General features: G+C 40.4%; 15 protein-coding genes, 1 tRNA gene and 1 pseudogene. 7 read left to right on the top strand and 10 right to left on the bottom strand.

Annotated features, from left to right (window positions below):
- Positions 1-33: 33 nt before the first annotated feature.
- The 3 genes and pseudogenes from ACH11B_RS22905 to ACH11B_RS22895 form a co-directional block, all read left to right on the top strand.
- The gene (locus tag ACH11B_RS22905; protein WP_377610506.1) at positions 34-192 is read left to right on the top strand and encodes a hypothetical protein; all 159 of its coding nucleotides are present in this window, start codon (positions 34-36) and stop codon (positions 190-192) included.
- Positions 189-1,661 (top strand): recombinase family protein, encoded by a 1,473-nt coding sequence (locus ACH11B_RS22900; protein ID WP_377610504.1) that lies wholly within the window; start codon positions 189-191, stop codon positions 1,659-1,661. Before ACH11B_RS22905 ends, ACH11B_RS22900 begins: the two co-directional genes overlap by 4 nt.
- A gap of 324 nt (positions 1,662-1,985) precedes the next feature.
- Positions 1,986-2,927 (top strand): annotated as a pseudogene (locus tag ACH11B_RS22895) (recombinase family protein); the annotation flags it as partial.
- A 574-nt stretch (positions 2,928-3,501) separates the two neighbouring features.
- Here the strand turns inward: ACH11B_RS22895 and ACH11B_RS22890 are convergent.
- The 10 genes from ACH11B_RS22890 to ACH11B_RS22845 form a co-directional block, all read right to left on the bottom strand.
- Positions 3,502-3,575: transfer RNA gene (locus ACH11B_RS22890), tRNA-Pro, on the bottom strand.
- A gap of 133 nt (positions 3,576-3,708) precedes the next feature.
- Positions 3,709-4,431: an SDR family NAD(P)-dependent oxidoreductase gene (locus ACH11B_RS22885; RefSeq protein WP_013667496.1), complete on the bottom strand. Its 723-nt coding sequence runs from the start codon at positions 4,429-4,431 to the stop codon at positions 3,709-3,711.
- Between the two features lie 57 nt (positions 4,432-4,488).
- Positions 4,489-6,216, bottom strand: a complete 1,728-nt coding sequence (locus ACH11B_RS22880) for an ATP-binding protein (RefSeq protein WP_377610502.1) — start codon at positions 6,214-6,216, stop codon at positions 4,489-4,491.
- Positions 6,217-6,284: 68 nt separating this feature from the next.
- Positions 6,285-7,409 (bottom strand): sensor protein KdpD, encoded by a 1,125-nt coding sequence (locus ACH11B_RS22875; RefSeq protein WP_013667494.1) that lies wholly within the window; start codon positions 7,407-7,409, stop codon positions 6,285-6,287.
- A 128-nt stretch (positions 7,410-7,537) separates the two neighbouring features.
- On the bottom strand, positions 7,538-8,617 hold the full coding sequence (locus ACH11B_RS22870; RefSeq protein ID WP_377610500.1) for a porin: 1,080 nt from the start codon (positions 8,615-8,617) through the stop codon (positions 7,538-7,540).
- 16 nt (positions 8,618-8,633) lie between these two features.
- Positions 8,634-9,194 carry a K(+)-transporting ATPase subunit C gene (locus ACH11B_RS22865; RefSeq protein ID WP_130855371.1) on the bottom strand — a complete coding sequence of 187 codons (561 nt, stop codon included), beginning with the start codon at positions 9,192-9,194 and terminating at the stop codon, positions 8,634-8,636.
- A gap of 18 nt (positions 9,195-9,212) precedes the next feature.
- Positions 9,213-11,294, bottom strand: a complete 2,082-nt coding sequence (gene kdpB, locus ACH11B_RS22860; RefSeq protein ID WP_377610498.1) for a potassium-transporting ATPase subunit KdpB — start codon at positions 11,292-11,294, stop codon at positions 9,213-9,215.
- A gap of 52 nt (positions 11,295-11,346) precedes the next feature.
- The gene (kdpA, locus tag ACH11B_RS22855) at positions 11,347-13,035 is read right to left on the bottom strand and encodes a potassium-transporting ATPase subunit KdpA (RefSeq protein WP_377610496.1); all 1,689 of its coding nucleotides are present in this window, start codon (positions 13,033-13,035) and stop codon (positions 11,347-11,349) included.
- Positions 13,036-13,082: 47 nt separating this feature from the next.
- Entirely contained in the window at positions 13,083-13,160 is a 78-nt protein-coding gene (locus ACH11B_RS22850) for a potassium-transporting ATPase subunit F (RefSeq protein WP_354004802.1), read from the bottom strand.
- A 241-nt stretch (positions 13,161-13,401) separates the two neighbouring features.
- Positions 13,402-13,755, bottom strand: coding sequence for a hypothetical protein (locus ACH11B_RS22845; protein ID WP_013667489.1), 354 nt, complete (start codon positions 13,753-13,755; stop codon positions 13,402-13,404).
- A gap of 401 nt (positions 13,756-14,156) precedes the next feature.
- On the opposite strand from ACH11B_RS22845, the gene ACH11B_RS22840 reads away from it, so the two are divergent.
- The 4 genes from ACH11B_RS22840 to ACH11B_RS22825 all read left to right on the top strand — a co-directional run bounded on the left by ACH11B_RS22840 (position 14,157) and on the right by ACH11B_RS22825 (position 22,428).
- Entirely contained in the window at positions 14,157-14,765 is a 609-nt protein-coding gene (locus tag ACH11B_RS22840) for an RNA polymerase sigma factor (RefSeq protein ID WP_289551635.1), read from the top strand.
- A gap of 149 nt (positions 14,766-14,914) precedes the next feature.
- A complete protein-coding gene (locus ACH11B_RS22835) occupies positions 14,915-17,323 on the top strand; it encodes a heavy metal translocating P-type ATPase (protein ID WP_377610494.1) in 2,409 nt (802 codons plus the stop codon).
- A gap of 370 nt (positions 17,324-17,693) precedes the next feature.
- Positions 17,694-18,809, top strand: coding sequence for a FecR family protein (locus ACH11B_RS22830; RefSeq protein ID WP_377610492.1), 1,116 nt, complete (start codon positions 17,694-17,696; stop codon positions 18,807-18,809).
- A gap of 112 nt (positions 18,810-18,921) precedes the next feature.
- Positions 18,922-22,428, top strand: coding sequence for a TonB-dependent receptor (locus ACH11B_RS22825; RefSeq protein WP_377610490.1), 3,507 nt, complete (start codon positions 18,922-18,924; stop codon positions 22,426-22,428).
- Positions 22,429-22,433 lie beyond the last annotated feature (5 nt).

Below are 22,433 nucleotides of genomic sequence, written 5' to 3'. Positions count from 1 at the left end.
TTTAGCTTTCTATGATTATCAAATTTTTTGGAGATGAAAGAGAGCATTCAAAATACAAAATTGACTCCCGAAAAGCTTGCAAAAGTTTTAAAAAATGGTAAAAATGAATTGGAAAGAGATGAGGCCGCGAAGGTATTGTTTTTTCTAAGAAAGCTGGCTCGTGTTGTTGTTAGAAAATATCTGGAGATATGAATGGTAGTAGAGATCCGTTAGCAGATTTATATGTTCGTGTGAGTACAGATGAGCAGGCGGATAAAGGTTACTCGCAACGCAACCAGGAGGAAATGTTGCGTAAATACTGTGATAACCATTCTATAGAAATACGAAATGTAATCTATGAAGATCATTCAGCTAAGTCATTTAATAGACCTGAATGGAAGAAACTGCTTCAAAATTTAAAAAAGAGTAAGAATCAAATTGACCTTATACTTTTTACAAAATGGGATCGGTTTAGTAGAAATGCTGGGGACGCTTATCAAATGATAAATCAACTTCGTGATCTCAATGCAGAACCACAAGCAATTGAACAACCATTAGATCTTTCCATTCCAGAAAATAAAATGATGCTTGCCTTTTATTTGGCCGCTCCTGAAGTTGAAAATGATAGAAGGGCATTGAATGTCTTTTATGGAATGAGACGAGCGAAAAAAGAAGGTCGATATATGGGATTGGCTCCTGTTGGATATTTAAATCGTATAGATGAAACTGGCAATAAATATATTGTCCCGAAAGAACCTGATGCGACGATAATTACATGGGCATTTGAACAACTAGCAAAAGGAGTATTTAATACAGAACAAATTTGGAAAAAATCAAGAGAAAAAGGATTAAAATGTAGTAAGAATGCATTTTGGCAAGTGATAAGAAACCCTATCTACTGCGGTAAAATCTTCATTCCGGCGTTTAAGGATGAAGAAAGCTGTTTTGTTGAAGGGCAACATGATGCTATTATCACGGACAATATTTTTGAACAGGTACAGGAAGTTTTAGATGGTCGTGGTAGAAAGTACAGACCAAAAATAGAAAGTCGAAATGATTTTCCATTAAGAGGTTTTGTAATCTGTCCTCAATGTGGAAAATTGCTTACCGGTAGCAAATCAAAAGGCAGGCATAAATATTATACTTACTACCATTGTTTTCAAGGATGCTCGTACCGAATTAATACAGAGAAGCTAATGCACTTTTTTGAATTAGAACTACGCAAGTATATTCCTAAAAAAGAAATAATAACCATTTACCATAGTATACTGGTGGAAACTTATTACGAATTGACCAAGGATATACAGATTTCTAAAAAGCAGACGCTAGTACAGATTAAAGAATTTGAAAATAGAATGTCGCATATCAGGGATTTATTGGCTACAGATAAAATAGACGCTTCTGACTATCATGATATAAAAGCGCAATACAAAGGATCAATAGAGCAATTGAATGAAAAATTAGTTATCCTTGGTGGAAAGGTTCCTGATATCAAAAAGTTATTACACCATGGTATAGAAGCTTTTTTACAATTAGACAAGGTGTTAAAAGATGGCAATAGCGAAGATTTCAGAGCAATAGTTAATATGCTATTCCCTGAAAAAATTAAACCTTTTGAAAATGGAATAGAGTATTCTAAACTAAACAACATATTAAAATTAAGCTATTATTACAATGATTAAGACTGTTAACTATTTGTAGCTAAAAATAGGGTCAAAAACACTAAAAAATTAAATTTTTCTGACAGGACTGTCACAGATTAAACTCCTACAAGCTAGGAGTTTTTTTTGTTATTTTTTTCAAAAAAACAAGCTAATATTACTGAATTATAAGGTTTTATATCGTTCAAAGCTGTAAATTAGTGCTATTAAAAGCCAAATACAGCCATCAAGAGACAAATGGAATAATGGAGATACTTTTTCAAGATACATCTCAATTACAAATTTAAAATTGAAGGTCACGTTGGTTTACTTCGATAATGTTTAAAGAGTTAATTTCTTGAAAAGATGGCATACATAGCAGACTTATATATTCGTGTAAGTACCGATGAACAAGCGGACAAAGGATATTCACAAAGAAATCAGGAAGAGATGTTGCGAAAATACTGCAACAATCAGTCTATACAGATTCGCAATGTTATTTACGAGGATCACTCAGCGAAATCTTTTAACAGACCGGCATGGAAAAATATTGTATTGACTTTAAAAAAGAAAAAAAACAATGTTAATCTTATACTTTTTACCAAATGGGATCGATTTAGCCGGAATGCTGGTGATGCTTACCAAATGATTAACGTTCTTCGAGCTTTAGGGGTTGAGCCTCAAGCCATCGAACAGCCGTTGGATCTTTCAATTCCAGAAAACAAAATGATGCTGGCATTTTACCTGGCAGCTCCAGAGGTGGAGAATGATCGTCGTGCACTAAATGTTTTTTATGGTATGAGACGAGCAAAAAAAGAAGGGCGATATATGGGATTAGCTCCTGTAGCCTATGAGAATAAATCAGAAGAGAACGGAAAAAAATATATTGCACCAAAAGAACCAGATGCAACAACTTTAAAATGGGCATTTCAGGAGATTTCAAAAGGAACATATAATACTGAGCAGGTTTGGAAAATGTCGAAAGAAAAAGGATTAAGATGCAGTAAAAATGCATTTTGGCAAGTAATTAGAAATCCATTGTATTGTGGGAAAATCTTTGTTCCTCAATTTAAAGATGAAGAAAGTAAGTTTGTAGAAGGCCAACACAAGGCAATAATATCGGAATCCCTTTACTATGAAGTTCAAGAAATATTGGATGGTAGAGGCAGAAACTATCGCCCAAAAATCACCACTCATGATGAGTTTCCGATGAGAGGCTTTTTGATATGTCCAGAATGCGAAAAACTCCTGACAGGCAGTAAATCTAAAGGCCGTAATAAATATTACGCTTATTATCATTGTGTAGGTGGATGTACACATCGAGTTAATGCTGAAAAGGTAAATGATTTAATTTTGGAAGAATTAAAAAACTCCATACCAAAAATAGCTGACCCAGCATTTTATCAAGAGATTATTGCTAAAAATTATTTGGAACAGACAAACGAAGTTCATTCAGAAAAAAAACAAATCCTGTTAGAAATTAAGGACTACGAGGAAAGACTATCTCATACGAGAGACCTTTTAGCTACACGGCAAATTGATGCTGATGATTATAGAGTAATGAAATCACAGTATACATCAAAAATTTCTGTTCTAGAAGCCCAATTGACAAGGATAAATTACGATACTGATGACATACAAAATACTATAAAACAAGGGATTATAAAGATTAATGAAATAAATGAAGCTCTAAATAATGATTGTTTGGGTGAAGTAAGAAAAGAAATTGGTTCAATTTTCCCTGAAAATATCGTTTTTAATGATGGGCAAGTTCGAACCGCTAGACGTAACGAGTTTATACAATACATCAATCTGATTAACAGAAAGTTGAATGTAAAAAAAAACGGGACAAAAGCAGAAATTTCTGCTTTGTCCCGTGAAGTCGGGGTGGCAGGATTCGAACCTACGACCTCCACATCCCAAATGTGGCGCGATACCGGGCTACGCTACACCCCGATGTTGGTATCAACTTGAATGCGCTGCAAATATAGTCCTAAGTTTCAATTTGTCAAATGATATTTGCTGCGCAACCACTAAGTGACTGAAACCAAATACAATAATTTTAATTGGGTCTACTTAATATAGAAAATTACAAACGCTTATGTATAAAGTCGGGTAAATAACGGTATATCCATGCAATAATTTGCCATCGACGGGTTATGTACGCCGTGTTCTTCCTTCTGTCAATCGCTTGGACGATCTGCTTCGCTGCTTTTTCGACAGGCGCTACCCAAAATTTAACGGGCGATTTGGCCATAGGCGTGTCTACAAAGCCCGGGCAAATATCAGTAACAATAATCTCTTTTTGCAAATGAAAAGCTTTTTGGCGAAGACTTTCTAAGTACCGAATTTGGTAAGCTTTAGTAGCACTATAAGCGGGGGCCTGTCTGCTACCTCGTAAGCCTGCAAGGGAGGTGATGGCGACCAGATGCCCGTAACCTTGTTGAAGGAAATAATTGAAAGCCCAATCGGCCACACAGGTGAAGCCACACACATTAAGTGCTATCATTTCATTTTCCACAGAAAAATCAAGCGCCTCATTCACTTCTCCGTTTCCTGCACTTATAATTAACAGATCCAGGCCGCCCATCTGCTGCACTAATTCTTCGAGATACCCAGGGCAGGTGTGGGTTTCTTGAATGTCAAATGAAGAGACATAAATATTGCCCGGATACTTGTTTTTTAATTCATACAACAATGCACCACGTCTTCCGGTAATACCGAGAGCATTGCCCTTGGCCGCTAAAAGCGTTGCTAAAACGCTGCCAATGCCGGAACTTGCACCCACGATAACGATTCTCTTTCCTGTCATTGCATAGTAGTATTAAATGAACAGATTAGATAGGCCAATATAACGAAAGTTACGCCACTAAACTGGAAAACTGAAATAAAAAGTGCTGCCAATACCGAGCGCACTTTCGACACCGATTTCACCTCCCTGTGCTTCTATAAACTCTTTGCTAATTGCTAAGCCTAAACCCGAGCCCGAGCGATTACTACCGGGAATTTGAAAATAGCGTTCAAAAATGCGTTGCGTATACCGCTCGTCAATGCCTCTGCCATTATCCTTTACACTGAAGCGTAACACCTTAGCCTCCAAACGGATTGAAATAATAATGGTGCCCTGTTCGGGCGAGTAACGAATGGCATTGCTTAAAAAATTTGTCAGGACCCACGCTGTTTTTTCGGGATCTACTTTCACGTTCGGTAATGGATCTTCTACTTGCAGATCGAAGTGGATCATTTTATGATCGGCGGCAGTTTGTACTGCTGACAATGCATAATGAAGAATCTCTTCAGGTTTGCTTTGCCGAAGGTTCAATTGTATATTTCCCGTTTCCACTTGCGACATATTTAAGAGCTCACCGGTTATCCGTAATAACCGATTACTATCTTCCGCAATTCCGGCTACCAACTGCTGTTGTTCGTTATTTAATGACCCGGTAAGTTTGTTGTTCAGCAGTTCTAAGCTCATCTTGATTGATGAAATGGGCGTCTTCAATTCATGGGAAACTGTTGCAATAAAATTAGTTTTAGCCAAATCAAGTTCTCTAAACGGAGTGATATTCTTAAGCATAATCACATGGCCGATAAATTGCGGCCTAGTTTCGCCCGTAGGGACGATATTTATTGGGATATGTTCCTTTTCGAAGAAGCTCTCCTTGCCATCTGCAAAAATCTTGATGGGTTCTTTTTTGGTTGGCTTCGTCTCTTGAAGGTTTAAATCTTTTGCGAGTAGACGTAAGAGGTCGTTATACAACGCAAGCTCGATTATTTTTTTTCCTATAACTTCTTCTTTCTTAAAACCTACTATTTGTAAGGCCTCATTGTTTGTAAAGATCACTACCTGATTTTCATCCAAACCGATAACCGGATCGTGCATATTGTTAATCAACGTTTCTATCCGCTTCTTTTCCATTAGAAGTCGCGACAGGTTGCTCCCGGCGTATTCTTCTAACTTTTCTGCCATGATATTGAAGGAATGAGCCAGCTCCCCAAATTCGTTATTGCTTTCAAAATGCACCCGCTGATGGTAGTTATGGGCAGTAATTTCCCTAATGCTATTGGTGAGCTCCCGAATTGGATTGGCAATGTTCCCCGGTAAATTTATTAACAAGGTAAAAGCAATAATAAAACAAAGGGCGCCGGTAGTACCTATCCATATGTTGGCATTTTCAGCGGTTAGAGAAGCAGCATCGCTTTTGCGAGCGATGGCATTCATGTTGAGTCGCATGATCTCACCTATATCTTGTCTTATTAATTTATAATAGGCGTCGTTTTTTCCTGAGTCGCGAATAAGCTCGTTAAAATGCGCTTTTAGTTTGTTCGTCGCTTCTCCTTCTCCCGGTTCAGTGAGATTAGCCAGTTGTTTTTCAAGATTTGATCGAAAGGTATCCAATGAACCTGCACGTTCGGGAATATCGTCGAGTGCGATCAACATTTGTCTCGAATACGCCAAGGTTTTATAATTGGCGACTAAGATATTCTCTGTGTCCTTCTTTAATGCATTGACGTACCAAATGCTAATGACAGAAAGCAGTACGATCAACAAAAAGAGAAGTCCTACTCCCAAGGTAAGTTTAGTCTTCGTTTTCATTCGGTTTTTTTTAACATTCCTATATGCGACGTTCGTTAGACAAGTATACACGTTACAATTTAGTAGGATCAAGATAAAATAATAAGATCGATATCATTGTCAGATAATTTTCTTAATAATTGATTGAAGATACCCGTTGCTAAAATAATGCGAAACAGATTGAGACGCGGTTTGCCGATACAGACTGTGGTTACTTTGTACTTGATCGCTAATTCAGAGATAGCAAGCGGTACATTTTTATGTTGTATCTGCAATACCGTTCCGCCCAATTCTGTTGCGAGTTTCAAATTGTTAATGAGATAACGTTGTTTATCCAAAGGTATTTTTACGGTAGCCTCTTTGGGCGTTTGCACATAGAGCACATACCATTGTCCATTGTAATAGCTGGCTAACCTAGCCGTTTTACGGATGACCGTTTTCGCTTTTTGTTCATTGCTACTAATACAGGCCAGGAAGCGCTCGGATCGCAACGCCTCTAATGGTGGCACTACGGCGTCAACTTTTCGTTCGACATGGCCCGCCACTTCCTTTAATGCGAGCTCCCGTAATTGAAGGATATGGTCATTCCTAAAAAAATTCTGTAAAGCGGTTTCTATCTTGTCTGCCGTATAAATCTTCCCTTCTTTTAAGCGATCGATTAGTTCGTCCGCTGTCAAATCAATGTTGACAACCTCATCGGCTAATGTGATAATTTTGTCAGGAATACGCTCTTTAACTTCAATTCCTGTAATTTTTCGTATGTCATCATTTAAGCTTTCAATATGCTGAATATTGACAGCGCTGATGACGTTGATACCGGATTCAATAATTTCCAAAACATCTTGCCATCGTTTTTCATTCTTGCTTCCTTCTATATTGGTATGTGCCAATTCATCAATGATGACGACTTCCGGCCTTAAATTTAGTACGCCCTGAACATCTAATTCTTCTAGTTCCTTGCCTCGGTAAAATAGTTTGCGTCGTTGGATAATCGGTAAACCTGCCAACAAGGCTTGCGTTTCCGTACGGTTATGGGTTTCTACATAAGCGATCTTTACATCTATGCCGTTTCTAAGTAGCATATGTGCTTCCTGCAGCATTCTATAGGTTTTGCCTACGCCTGCGCTCATTCCTATATACACTTTGAACTTTCCCTGCCGTGATTTCTTTATCAGGTCGAGAAAATGTGCAGCTTGTTGGTTCTCTTCTTCCATTTGCTTGCTATTGAAGAAATGATATGTCTACTTATAGAAGATAACGTATTCCTTTCACCAAAAATAGATGTAATTGACGTTATCTTCATGTGTTGATGCATTATATTATCGGAAGTGGCCAATAAGTATTAAAAGCTCAATGCAAGTGCTGTTGCAAGCGTCGTACTGTTAGAAGTGGCCGATTGGTTCCGTTTAATGAAAATCTCATCTTTACTTGCCAGCCGTCTGATTTCCGTTCTCCAGACTACATTTGGAAACAATTGATAATCGACATTCATGGAATAACCCCAAGTACTAAATCCTGCCGGGTTTTCGGTTGAAATTATTACACCCTCTTTATCTTGATAATATTCTCCACGAGCAGTAATAGAAAGATTTTGTGTAAGGCCATAGCGGGCGATGATGATGGGGGTATACCATGTATGATATTTGCTGCTGCCTTTTTCCTCCTGTTCAGCTCCGAAATCGAAGCCCGCAATAATACCGAGACGTTCATTCAGCTGGAATTGCGCATAAAAGTTATGAAAGTAACGCATCTGTCGTACGCTGTCTGCTTTGTCACTTCCTATAAAAGAACTACTATTTAGGGTAATGGCATCGTTGGCTTTGAAGGTAAGCTGATGACCAAATGCAGGCGTTGTGTTACCGTCTACCCGTTGGATACGCTGCCAACCATTAAGATAAAGTGCTGCTAGGTACCACTTGCCATCTGCACTGGTATAATTCAATTTTGTGCCTGTCTCAAAATAGGGCGAGTTATCTGCTAGTAGGCTTCTTGTTAAGGTCCAATTATCTTTTCCAATAGCACTTTCAAATCCAATATGAGAAGGCATAATCCCTGCATCAAGCCAAAGCTCATGACGCTTTGAAAGTTTTATACCTACATTGGCCTCATAGATGTTTTTAAGTACACCCGTTTCAGCAGCATAGTTGGCATTCATATAAGTGCCCGCTGCGAGCGCCACATTTGCGCGAAGCCTGTCGTTTGTATAATTCGCCTTTACAAAAGCTAGATTTACGTTAACCTCATCCGTACGATTGTGGCTGTACACAAAGCCGGGGCGTGTGTTGCTCAACGGACGATTGAAATCATGCAAGTAATAAATTTCAGCGTAGCCACTTATTGTCAACGGCGATTGATGATCGTTTTGCGCGAATATATGGAGTGTACTTAGTAAAAATGCGAGGGCACTAATGATTTGTTTCATTTTGATAATTAAATCGTTATTGTATATGATCTAAAGCTAAATTAAGTTTAAGGACATTGATTTTTTCGGGTCCTAACATGCCCAATACGGGTTTTTCCGTGTGATTCGCGATTAACGAAGCAATCTTTTCTGGAGCGATACCACGGATACGGGCAATTCGTTGTATCTGCACCTGTGCAGCTTTAACGCTGATATTGGGATCCAAACCGCTACCGCTTGCAGTTACCAAATCAACCGGGATATCTGCTTTCCGAATTCCCGGATTATGCTTTAATAGTGTATCGATGCGCGCTTGAACAGTTGCTAAGTATTCCGGATTTGATGGCCCCTTATTACTGCCGGCAGAGCCAGCCGCATTATAGTCAACCGCTGATGGCCGAGAATAAAAGTACTTGTCTACCGTGAACGACTGGCCAATGTTCGTGTAGTATTTTTTTCCGTCTATTAAAACGATCTCACCTTCTCCGCGATTCGGTGAAATTTGTGCAATGGCCCATACTACACTTGTATACACTCCGGAAAAGAGTATGATGGTTAAGACGGTTAATGTAATTGCTGAAAAAAGATTCTTCTTCATGATGATTTGTTCTAACTTCTATATAAACAGTGCTACCATAACGTCGATCAACTTGATGCCGATAAAAGGTATGATGATGCCTCCCAATCCATAGATGAAAAGATTTCTCCTTAAAAGGGCACTGGCGCCGATCGGTTTATAGGCGACACCTTTTAACGCTAATGGAATGAGGAGGGGGATAATAATTGCGTTGAAAATAACAGCAGAAAGTATAGCGCTTTCCGGGCTGTGCAAGTCCATAATATTAAGTCCCTGCAAGGCGGGAATCGCGCTGATGAACAACGCAGGAATGATCGCAAAATATTTTGCCACGTCGTTAGCTATCGAAAACGTGGTTAGCGTACCTCGAGTCATAAGTAACTGTTTTCCAATCTCTACAATTTCAATCAGCTTGGTAGGGTCGTTATCCAAATCCACCATATTGCCAGCTTCTTTCGCCGCCTGCGTACCACTGTTCATGGCAACTCCTACGTCTGCTTGTGCAAGAGCGGGCGCATCATTTGTTCCGTCACCCATCATAGCTACCAGCCTACCGGAAGCTTGTTCCTTTCGGATATAGTTCATCTTATCTTCTGGTTTCGCTTCTGCAATAAAGTCGTCCACTCCAGCCTTATTTGCGATAAATTTGGCAGTTAATGGATTGTCCCCGGTCACCATGACCGTTTTGATACCCATTTTTCGAAGCCGGGAGAAACGCTCCTGAATGCCTGGCTTAATAATGTCTTGAAGTTCTATGACGCCTAGAACCTGTACATTTCCCGTGGCGTCCTCTTCAGAAACGATCAAGGGTGTTCCTCCGTTTGAAGAAATTTCCTCAACACGGCCGATTATTTCTTTCGGAAAGTTGTTTCCACTTTTTTCGACTAAGTTCCGTATTGTATCGGTCGCTCCTTTCCGTATTTTGGTCGCATCTTCGAGATCAACCCCCGAACATCTCGTTTCGGCCGTAAAGCCAATAAATTGCAGTTTGCTTCGATTTTTTGAAGCTTCACTCAATAGGGTAGTACCCATGGCAGCAAATTTGTATTCAGGATTTATGGACAATTCAATGATCGATTTGCCCTCGGGAGTCTCATCCGCTAATGAACTCAGAACCGCAGCCCTTATAAATCGTTTATCATCCACGCCTTGGGCGGGGTAAAAGTGCGTTGCCTTTCGGTTGCCAATCGTTATGGTACCTGTTTTATCCAACAATAATACATCAATGTCGCCCGCGGTTTCTACGGCTTTACCGCTCTTCGTGATGACGTTGGCTCGCAAAGCACGGTCCATGCCCGCAATTCCGATGGCGCTTAGCAGTCCACCGATGGTCGTAGGTATTAAACATACGAACAAGGAGATAAACGCAGCAATGGTGATCGGTGTATTTGCATAGTCAGCAAATGGTTTTAGCGTAACACAAACAATAATAAATACCAAAGTGAAACCCGCAAGCAAAATAGTCAATGCAATTTCATTAGGCGTTTTTTGCCTACTAGCCCCTTCTACCAATGCAATCATCTTATCGAGGAAACTCTCTCCCGGTTCTGTTGTTACGCGTACGCGGATGCGATCAGACAAGACCTTCGTTCCGCCGGTTACACTGCTTTTATCGCCTCCTGCTTCGCGGATAACCGGAGCCGATTCACCGGTGATGGCACTTTCGTCAATTGTTGCTAAGCCTTCAATAATTTCGCCGTCGGTAGGTATGATATCCCCCGCCTCGCAAAAGAAAACATCTCCTTTTCGAAGGGAGGAAGACGCGATTTGCGTAATGCTGCCATCGGGTGCCAAACGTTTGGCTGGAGTCTCCTCCCGGGTCCTTCTCAATGAGTCGGCCTGGGCTTTACCTCGTGCTTCTGCTATAGCCTCTGCAAAATTGGCAAAAAGGAGGGTTATAAAAAGCACAAAGAAAATAGATAGATTGTAGGCAATGCTCCCTTGCGATTTCTCGCCCATGAGTGTCCAAATGCATACACCGAACATGACAAAGGTCCCTATCTCCACCGTAAACATAACGGGATTGCGGAACATGATCCGGGGACTGAGTTTTATGAACGACTGTTTAAAAGCTTCACTAACGAGCTCTTGTTGAAACAGTGATTTTTTTTCTGATTTCATTTGTAAATAATTTTTTGTTCTGATTGCCTTCCACCAAGTAATAGACTGTCATTTATCTCATGGTAAAATATTCTGCAATAGGCCCTAATGCTAATGCGGGAAAGAAAGTAAGCGCGGCAATGATCACAATGACAGCAAATACCATCAAGCCAAAAGTTGCTGTATCCGTCTTTAATGTTCCCGCGCTTTCGGGTGTATACTTTTTGTTGGCAAGTAAGCCGGCGATAGCAACCGGACCAATAATGGGAATAAATCGTGAAAGAATTAATACAATACCTGTACTGATATTCCACCAGGGTGTGTTATCCCCAAGTCCTTCAAATCCACTGCCATTATTTGCGGATGAAGAAGTAAATTCGTAAAGCATTTCGCTGAAGCCATGAAAACCGGGATTATTTAACGTGCTTAGTGTAAGTTGAGGTAAGGCAACCGATAAGGCCGTACCGGCTAGTATTAGAAAGGGATGTACAAGCGCAATAATAATGGCTATTTTTACCTCTCGGGCTTCTACCTTTTTTCCCAAAAACTCGGGTGTGCGACCTACCATTAATCCACTAATAAAAACAGCGAGAATAATGAAGATATAAAAATTCAGTATGCCTGCACCCACACCTCCATAAAAGCTATTGGTAATCATCGCTAACAATTCGTTCATGCCGGATAACGGCATGGTACTGTCATGCATAGCATTCACGGAGCCGGTGGAAATGACAGTGGTGGCGATGCTCCAAAATCCCGAGGCCGCGGCTCCAAACCTAATTTCTTTACCCTCCATAGCGCCTAAGGCATTGTCAATTCCCATGCTTCCAATCGCAGGATTACCTCGCATCTCCATGAGTACGTTTGGAATAGCTAGAGCTAAGAACCCAGCCGTCATGGTGGCAAAAATCATATAGGAAAGCTTCTTCCGGTTTAAATAATAGCCCAATGCAAAAATCATGGCTAATGGGATAATCATTTGCGCGACCATTTCTACCATATTGGTCAGATAATTAGGGTTTTCAAAGGGATGTGCTGAATTTGCACCAAAGAAGCCTCCACCATTGGTTCCAACATGCTTAATAGCAATAAAACTGGCAGCGGGTCCTCTAGCAACCTGAACCGTATCTCCCTGCAACGAAATCATTGTATCTTTCCCTTCGAAAGTCATAGGTGTACCATTAAATACAAGTAGGATAGCCACGAGAAGTGAAATGGGAAGTAAAATACGTGTACAAGATTTCAGGAAATACACGTAAAAGTTTCCGAGCTTGTCTGTAGTTCGTTCCTTAAGTGCATTAAATAATACGGCTGCTGCAGCCATTCCGGTTCCCGCGCTTACAAATTGCAAAAACATCAGCCAAAGTTCTCCTAAATAACTCAGACCACTTTCTCCCGAATAGTGTTGTAAGTTGCAATTGACCACAAAGGAGATAACCGTGTTAAATGCTAAATGAGCAGACATGGCCGGATTAGTGTCCGGATTTAAGGGAAGCCAGTCTTGATTCATCAAAATAAACATACCGACAAGGAACCATATGGAATTTATAGTCAATAAAGCAACTAAATGTTGTTTCCAGCTCATTTCATGTTTTGAATCGATTTTGCCAAGTCGATAGATAGTGTTTTCTATATTGCCAAAAAGGAAGTCGAGCCAAGTGCGTTCGCCACTATATACCTTAGCTATATATTTTCCTAACGGAATCGCTAAGACGCAAGTCAGAAGGAACATGAAAACGACTCCAAATATTTCTGTGTTCATTTTTTTTTAACTAAATGTGGATTTACCTAAGTACTGAATATTGATTTTTAGAATTTTTCAGGTTTTAGCAAGACGTACAGAATGTATGCAAAAACACCAATTGAGATGATAAATAGCGCTGTCATGATTTTATATTTTTTCGAAATAATCCACCAGTTTGAAGAAAAGGGCAAAACAAAGAATGCCGATAAGTATTAGAAGAAGGGTGAGCATGATTTTTGTTTTCTTTTAATTGATCACACGGATAATGATACCGACGATAATGAAAATAATAAAGAGAGAAATAAGGATAGCAAATGGCCTATTCCATTGTGGTTTTATGACTTTTTTTCTCAATTTGCTTCGTAACTTTCTCATAGCGTTCAGTTAATACTGCTGCTTGGTATATACTGTTAATAGTTTTATGGGAATGCGTTTCTCAATTAAGCCCCACTCATATTGACTGCATAATTTCCGCATGCCGTTGAACGAGCGTACAAATAGATTTTCTATCAGATCTTTAACTCGTTCGTTCCCGCAATTGTATATCCAGCCTACAAGGGAGATGGAATAGATGACCTTCGCAATTTCATGTACGGTTATCCGGTCGCGAATATAGCTTACGACCACTTGAAGCGCCCCTGCGAGGTTTTCCCTTGATAATTCGCTTATCTCGCGTTTTATTTCCGGGATCTCGGCGGAGATAATATCCGGAATTTCGTCTTGATTGATTTTGTTCATTTTTAATATTGTTTTGACCGCAGGGTGCCAAAAGCATTCCAATCGTGTCTTGTTTTATTTAATTGCTTGTATTTTAGTTGTTTAATTCTTTTTGCCTTCTTAGGTCTTGCAAAAAAAACTATCATCTTGATAGGGCCTTTATCAAAATGATAGGATGATTGGCCGTTTATATTAGCGATTAATTCGGATGTTTTTCCGAGCGATGAATCGGAGCGTCAAAAAGATAATCTGCTATTTTACGCAAACGGTTGCGTTTGTAACTGGTTTGTTATACTCTTTTTTTTTCTCTAGCATTGTGAAAAGCTAACTGATCATACCTGTCTTAAAGACATTTTGGGAAAAGCAATGCGCTCGTATAAGCGATACTTTTATTTACACGGTTGGGTACAAATTTTTGAAAGATGAAGGCCTATTTTAATCCCGATGAATCTATCTTAATCAAGAAATTGGCGAATGGTAGCGAAAAAGCATTTTACACACTATATGGTAAATACTTTAAACGGGTTTATTCATTTGTTTTAGCATATGTTAAATCACCGGATTTAACCGAAGATGTCTGTCAGGAGATATTTATTAAAATATGGCATAATCGAGCGAGTTTAGTGGAAATAAAATCTTTCAAGGCCTACCTTTTCACAATCACTCGAAATCACACCCTGAATATTTTAAGAAAGGCAAGCAATTCCCGTATTACGATGGTAGAAGTACTGAGCTATTATCCAACCAATGAAAAAACGACAGAAAACGAAGTTCAATTGAAAGAATATCAACGTTATTTGCATGAAACGTTGGATGGTTTAACACCTACCGCTCGACGTATATTCAAGCTTTGCCGCGAAGAGCAAAAAACCTATGATCAAGTAGCTCGTGAGTTGGGTATAAGTCGAAATGCAATAAAAAAACATATGGTTCAAACGATGAAAACGCTCAAAGCCCTTATCGAGGGGCCATTAGAGGTACGTTGGTGCATTTTCTTTTGGATGAACATTGCCATCTCAGCTTTCATTTAATTTTTAGCATATTGATAACAATATCAAATTAATGGTCAAAGCTGTTGGACAAGATATAAGTAAATCTTACAAATCAATCCTATAATTTCATAATAAAACATGGTGATATTGTTGCCAATTTTGTATTGCAAAAACAAAGCAATCAGCATATGGCGACTAAAGAAACAGTTTATATTCCATTAACCGATGTAGAAAGTGAACACTGCGCATTAATAGTCGAGAAAGGGCTTGCACAGATAAGTGGAGTAGAAAGCCACCAAGTAGAACTGAATAACCACAGGGCAGCTATTAGGGTAACGGATAACGCCGTAATTAGGGAAGCTGTGAAGGTCATTAAAGATTTAGGCTATGGAGTTCCCACAGTCAAAAATTCATTTCCGGTATTAGGCATGACATGTGCTTCTTGTGCCGCAAGCGCTGAAAGCATTGTCAAGTACCAAGACGGGGTTGTCAGCGCCGCTGTAAACTTTGCAACTGGCAATCTTACGGTTGAGTACCTGCCAAATATGACTAATGCTGCCAAACTGCAAGAGGCTGTTCGAGGAGTAGGTTACGATTTACTGATTGAAGATGAAACCAAACAGCAGGAAACATTAGAAGCTATCCATGCAGATAAATTTAAGAAGCTAAAAAATAAAACGATATGGGCCGTATTACTATCGCTTCCTGTAGTGATCATTGGGATGTTCTTAATGGATATGCCTTTTGCCAATGAAATAATGTGGTTTTTCTCAACCCCTGTTGTTTTATGGTTAGGTAAAGACTTCTTTGTCAACGCGTGGAAACAGACGAAGCACCGTTCTGCCAATATGGATACATTGGTAGCACTAAGTACAGGTATAGCCTATCTGTTCAGCGTGTTTAATATGCTTTTCTTGGATTTCTGGCATCAAAGAGGATTACACGCACACGTTTACTTTGAGGCAGCAGCCGTCATTGTTGCATTCATACTGTTAGGCAAATTATTAGAAGAGAAAGCAAAAGGTAATACCTCTTCCGCGATCAAAAAACTAATGGGCTTGCAGCCAAAAACAGTTATTGTAATTGAAGCTAATGGTAATGAAAGACAAAAAGCGATTGAAGATGTGAATGAGGGTGATATAATTCTCGTAAAACCAGGAGAAAAAATCGCAGTGGACGGTTTGGTTATATCGGGAACATCTTATGTAGATGAAAGTATGTTGAGTGGTGAGCCTGTACCGGTATTAAAGAAGGAAAACGAAAAAGTATTTGCCGGTACCATTAACCAGAAAGGTAGCTTCCGGTTCAAAGCGGTAAAAGTGGGCAAGGAAACCATGCTTGCACAAATCATTAAAATGGTACAGGACGCGCAGGGAAGCAAAGCACCTGTACAAAAGCTGGTAGATAAGATTGCTGGTATTTTTGTTCCTGTCGTGATTGCTATTGCCATTTTTACATTCCTTCTATGGTTTATTCTCGGAGGAGATAATGGAGTTGTACAAGGTTTATTGGCAGCCGTTACGGTACTGGTAATTGCCTGTCCCTGTGCTCTAGGCTTGGCCACACCGACGGCCATTATGGTAGGTGTGGGAAGAGGTGCTGAAAAAGGTATTTTGATTAAGGATGCAGAAAGTCTTGAATTAGCAAAAAAAGTAAATGCAATCGTATTAGATAAAACCGGAACAGTTACGGAAGGCAGACCGCAGGTAACCGGTATGCTGTGGTTGAATAATGATGATGCAGCCAAAGATATTCTACTGAGTATCGAAAAGCAGTCAGAGCATCCATTGGCAGAAGCCGTGGTAAAACATTTAGGAGGAATAGAAACCACCGCTTTATCACGGTTTGACAGCATCACAGGTAAAGGCGTAAAAGCCGATTATCATAACGAAACCTATTACGTCGGTAATAAAAAGCTGTTGGTGGAAAATAACATTACTATTGCAGAGCAGCTATTACAGCAAGCTAGCCAATGGGGTGAGCAGTCTAAAACCGTTATTTGGTTTTCCAATAGCACACAAGCACTTTCTGTCATTGCGATTGCTGACCAAATTAAAGCTACTTCGATACAGGCCATCAAGGAAATACAAGATATGGGTATTGACCTATATATGCTTACCGGTGATAACAAAGCAACCGCTAAAGCGATTGCACAACAAACAGGCATTAAGCACTACAAGGCCGAGGTTTTGCCGCAGGACAAAGCCGATTTTATAAAAGAATTGCAAAGGCAAGGCAAATTAGTGGCGATGGTTGGTGATGGTATCAACGATAGCACCGCTCTTGCAACTGCCGATGTAAGTATAGCAATGGGAAAAGGAAGTGATATTGCAATGGATGTTGCGAAAATGACTATCATTTCCTCAGATTTGACTAAAATAGCGCAGGCTATCCGCTTGTCAAAGCAGACGGTGACTACCATTAAACAAAATTTGTTTTGGGCATTTATCTATAATGTTATCGGTATTCCGGTTGCCGCAGGTATACTTTACCCAATAAATGGTTTCTTGCTGAATCCCATGATTGCAGGTGCGGCGATGGCATTAAGCAGTGTAAGTGTAGTAAGCAATAGTTTGAGGTTGAAATGGAAGAAGTAAGCAAGCATTTGTCCTGATTTTGATTTCCACTGATCCCTGCGGGAACTGTGCGGCGGAACGATAATCCAAACCAAGTTACGATACGCTAAAAAATTCGTCGAATAAGGTACGAACGGGAAAAAACAAGATGATTCAGTATTGATCATCTTGTTTTTTTAATTTTTTTTAATGATTTCAGATAAATCAGTGAAAGCAAATACCATGGGTACCATTGTCCAATTATACCGTTGGCGATTCCCCGGTTTCTAAGCAACCCATGAAAAGCTAATTTACAATTCTCAGATTTTTAAAAAAGTTTTATTTCTTAGGTACCCTAAATGAGCGTTCGAGTGTCTTAAATTATGTAGTTCCGATAAACTGCATAAACGAGATGAACAAAGACGCTTTTTATAAAGAATTAATCCACAGATACCGCGCCGGCTCCGCTACAGAAGAGGAGTTGGAAGCGTTCTATCATCTTGTCCAATCGGGCGAAATAGATCATTATCTAAGCGAAATAATGGAGGACCATTTCTGTGGGGGGCGTCCGAAGAGCAGACTTTCGTTAAATTTCGGTTATGCAGCCGCTATCGTTATATGTTTCGTTTCCGGATTTATTTTCTTTTACTATCAAAATCACCATCATAACCGTGCGATAATTCAACCACCCGAAGAGATAACAGCAGCTAAAGATCAGGCAATTCTAACGCTGGCAGATGGCACTAAAATCAAGCTGGATTCAACCCGAAGCGAAAGCGAAAATAAAGATGGGTTTCAAGTGTTAAGTAAACTAAAAGCAGTTATAGGTTACAATAAGGATGCAACAAAGGAAGGCGAAGCTTTGGTATATCATGAGATTGCGATACCAAATGGTGGAAAGTTCAAAGTGATATTGAGTGATGGAACCAAAGTATGGCTCAATGCCGGCAGCAAACTCAAATTTCCTGTTCGATTTAGTAAGGCCCGGCGGGAGGTTGAACTTGATGGTGAAGCCTATTTTGAAGTCGAGTCGAAGATTTCCAAACAAGAAAACCAACCATTTACGGTCCATACGCGATATCAAGATATTCAGGTGCTCGGTACAAGCTTTAATATAAAGGCTTATCAGGACGAGCCCAGCGAAACCTCGACACTTGTCACAGGTCGTGTAAACGTAATAAACAAGCGCACCCGGCAAATTTTACAGTTAAATCCCGGAAAAGAGTTGACCTTAAGTAAAGCAGCAGCTATGACTTCGGTAAGTGATGCAGACATAGAAGAAGTTTTGGCTTGGAAGCATGGGGACTTTGTTTTCAATGAAACACCCATATACGAAATCATGAAGCAATTGGCTAGATGGTATGACGTGGAAGTGGATTTTGGAAGTGTTGCGAACAATATCTATAGTGGATATATACCCCGAGATGCCAATTTGAAACAAGTCTTAGACATGATGGAAAGAACCGGGGAATTAAAATTTGACATGAATAACAGAAAGATTTACGTAAAAACTAAGATGCCTATGTAAAAATCGTATATGAAAAAACCGGTAGCGATGCCGCGCTGCCGGTTTAAATTGGCGCAAGTCAATTTGCCTAAAAAGTTAAATAAACTAATCGACTAACTTAATTTACAAATGTATGAATTTAACTATTCAATACAAAGCACCCTATTGGCCTAAAAGTCACCGATCTTCTTGGACTTTTTTTGATTTAAATCTATTAAAAATCAGTAAGTTAACAATTTTTATATTACTGCTTTCATTACTGCAGGTGTCGGGTAAAGTGTTCTCGCAGGAAATTAATCTCTCGGTAAAAAACGCACCCTTAGCCTCCATCTTGAAATCGATCAGCAAGCAAAGCGGCTACCGTCTTTTCTATAATAGTAAGCTGTTACAGCAGGCAAAGCCTGTTACGATTAACTTACAACATGCTTCTTTGGAAGAAAGTCTTGAAAAAGCCTTAGCCGGTCAGACACTGGCCTATAGTATAGAGGACAAATCGATTGTCATTCGTAATCAAGTCAAGCAGTCAACGCCCCCTATACAAAGTGTGGTACAACAGCTTAGAGTTGGTGGTTTAGTGAAAGACGAAGCCGGCTTGCCCTTAGCTGGCGTAAGCGTTCAAGAAAAGGGGGTGAAGAATGGTACCTTAACCGATTCACAAGGAAGGTTCAGTCTCAATCTAAGTAAAAATAATGCCATTTTGGTTTTCACGTACCTGGGTTATACCCCAAGAGAAATTGCTGTTACAGGAAACCTAATTGAAGTGATTTTGGAACAAGATCTAGCCAACTTAGATGAAGTGGTGGTAGTAGGTTATGGAACGCAGAACAAAGCGCTTGTAACCGGCGCGGTTTCGCAGATTAGCGGTGAAGTGTTACAAAATCGGCCCATATCGCGTGTGAGCCAGGCTTTGCAAGGGCAGATGCCAGGTCTCAATATTATCACCGGTAGCAGTGGCGGAGCACCTAATGCTACACAGAATATCAATGTCCGCGGATTTACGGGACTGGGAACGACTGGCGGACCACTGGTCGTTATCGATGGTGTACAAGGAGGAGATATCAATGCATTAAATCCGGATGATATCGAGAATATTTCTGTGCTGAAGGATGCAGCATCTGCGGCTATTTATGGATCAAGCGCTCCTTACGGTGTTATCTTAATTACAACAAAACAAGGTAAAAAAGGAAGTAAACCAGCTATTACTTACAATAATACCTTGGGATGGGCCGCGCCGATCAATTTGCCAACCATGCTGAATTCACTGGATTTTGCCAACTTGTATAATGAGGCAGCGACGAATGGAGGGCGAAGTGAAATATTTAGTCAGGAAACGATCGATCGTATCATTGCTTATCAAAACGGATCCTTTAAGGACGAAACGATCGCCAATCCGCAACCCGGTGCAAATGATTATTATACCTGGGGGAATGGAAACGCTAACAATGATTGGTTTAAAGTATACTTTAAAGATCTCGCATTCAGCCAACAACATAATGTAGGTGTTTCCGGTGGTTCCGAAAATACCACTTATTACGTCGGCTTGGGGTATAACGATAGGGCCGGTATGTACAATTATGGTGATGATTCGTATAAGCGCTTTAACGTTCGTACCAACATCACCACATCGGTAGCGAAGTGGTTAGACTTTAGCTACCGTGGAAGCTTTTCAAAAGAACTTAGCAACTCACCTAATACCTATTCAGGAAAAACAGGAGGGAACTATATGCATCAGATCGCTCGAAAGTGGCCAAGTGTTCCCCTTTTTAATCCTGATGGCAATTATTCAGATGCCAGCGATGTATTGCTTCACCAACAAGGTGGACGATCCAAATCAACGCTTGACAAAGCTTTATTGACCGGCGAGTTTATCTTCAAATTGGCGACCGGCTGGACGGCGACGGTTAATTATACATTTGATGGGACATTCCAAGATCAAAACGCTCACACCAAGACGCTCTATTCAGTACGTCCAGATGGTTCGCAATACCAGATAGGTGGTACTTATCCGAACGGATTTAGCCGATCGAACTACCGTATTCAGCATCACATCGTCAACGCATTTACCAAATATGAAAAGCAACTGGACGATCATTTCTTTAGTATAATGGGTGGTTTTGTTCGTGATTACACGGACTATCAGCGTTATGCGGCCAGCAATAGCCAACTCTATTCCGATAATATCCCCTCTTTATCCGGAACTTATGGACCGGCACCGTCTATCAGTGATTTTACTCGAAAACTGGCTTCCGATGGTTTTTTCGGACGTTTTAATTACAACTATAAGCAAAAATATCTATTCGAATTCAATGGGCGTTATGATGGTACATCACGCTTTCTCGGTCCGGTTCGTTGGAAGTTCTATCCGGGCGTTTCCGTAGGATGGAATGTCGATAAAGAAATCTTTTTTGAATCGATTAAAACAACAGTCAATAGCTTTAAATTGAGGGGCTCTTATGGATCACTGGGCGATCAGGCTTTTATTGATCCGGACCCGAGCAACCCGAATTGGTACCCATTCTATCCAAGTTTGGGTACTTCAAGTCCACCGAGTACTAATTGGCTTTTTGGGGGTAACCAACAAGCAGCTGTGTCACCACCGGGCTTGATCAATCCGGATTTAACCTGGGTGACGACCACCTCGTTGAACATCGGAACCGAAATCGGCTTATTGCAGGATCGTTTGAATGCCTCCTTCGATTGGTATATCCGTAAAGCGGACGATTTTGCCGGGCCCGCCCAGGCTTTACCTAGTGTCTTAGGTAATACGCCTCCTAGTGCAAATAACGCAGCCATGGAAACGCGGGGCTTCGAATTGAGTTTACAATGGCGCGATCGAATCGGAGAGGTTAACTACGGTCTACGCACAGTATTGAGTGATTATCGAGGAAAGGTAACCCGTTATCCGAATCCAACAGGTTTAAATAGTACTTGGTATGCAGGCCAGCAAATGGGCGATATCTGGGGCTATACTACTTATGGCCTTTTCCAAAATCAGGCAGAAATTGATGCGGCTCCCTCGCAACAGCGTATATCTGGCCAGACATGGAAACCGGGAGATGTACGATATGTGGATCTGAACAACAACGGCATTATTGATTTTGGCGACAACACGATTTCCAATCCGGGAGACAGAAGTGTTATCGGTAATAATACGCCCCGTTTCGCTTACGGTTTCACGGGGGATCTCAGCTGGAAAAATATCGATTTTATGTTTTTTATCCAGGGAATCGCAAAGCGTGATGCATGGGTTGGGTCCAATTATTTTTGGGGTATTGTGGGCGACGAATGGCAAAGCTCACCTTTCAACGTGCACCAAGATCGTTGGAGTCCGGATAACCCCAATGGCTATTTTCCGAAGTTTTACTTAACTGGCGAGAATGGAAAGAATACGCAGACACAAACGCGTTATTTGCAGAACGCAGCTTATTTGAGATTGAAAAATATTCAGCTGGGCTATTCACTGCCCAAGTCTTGGTTGGAAAAAATAGGTTTCAGTAAAGTGCGATTCTATGTCAGTGTAGAAAATGTTTTCACGATTACGGATTTGATCAAAACAATGGATCCCGAGCTGTCGATTAGCGATGCCAAGATCTATCCCTTACAGCGGACCTATGCAGCGGGTGTGAATTTGTCTTTTTAAAGTTT

Source organism: Olivibacter sp. EAT-5 (assembly GCF_044784325.1).
GTDB lineage: Bacteria > Bacteroidota > Bacteroidia > Sphingobacteriales > Sphingobacteriaceae > Olivibacter > Olivibacter oleidegradans.
The sequence above is the reverse complement of the archived record's forward strand: the minus strand, read 5'-3'. Positions and strand labels throughout refer to the sequence as shown.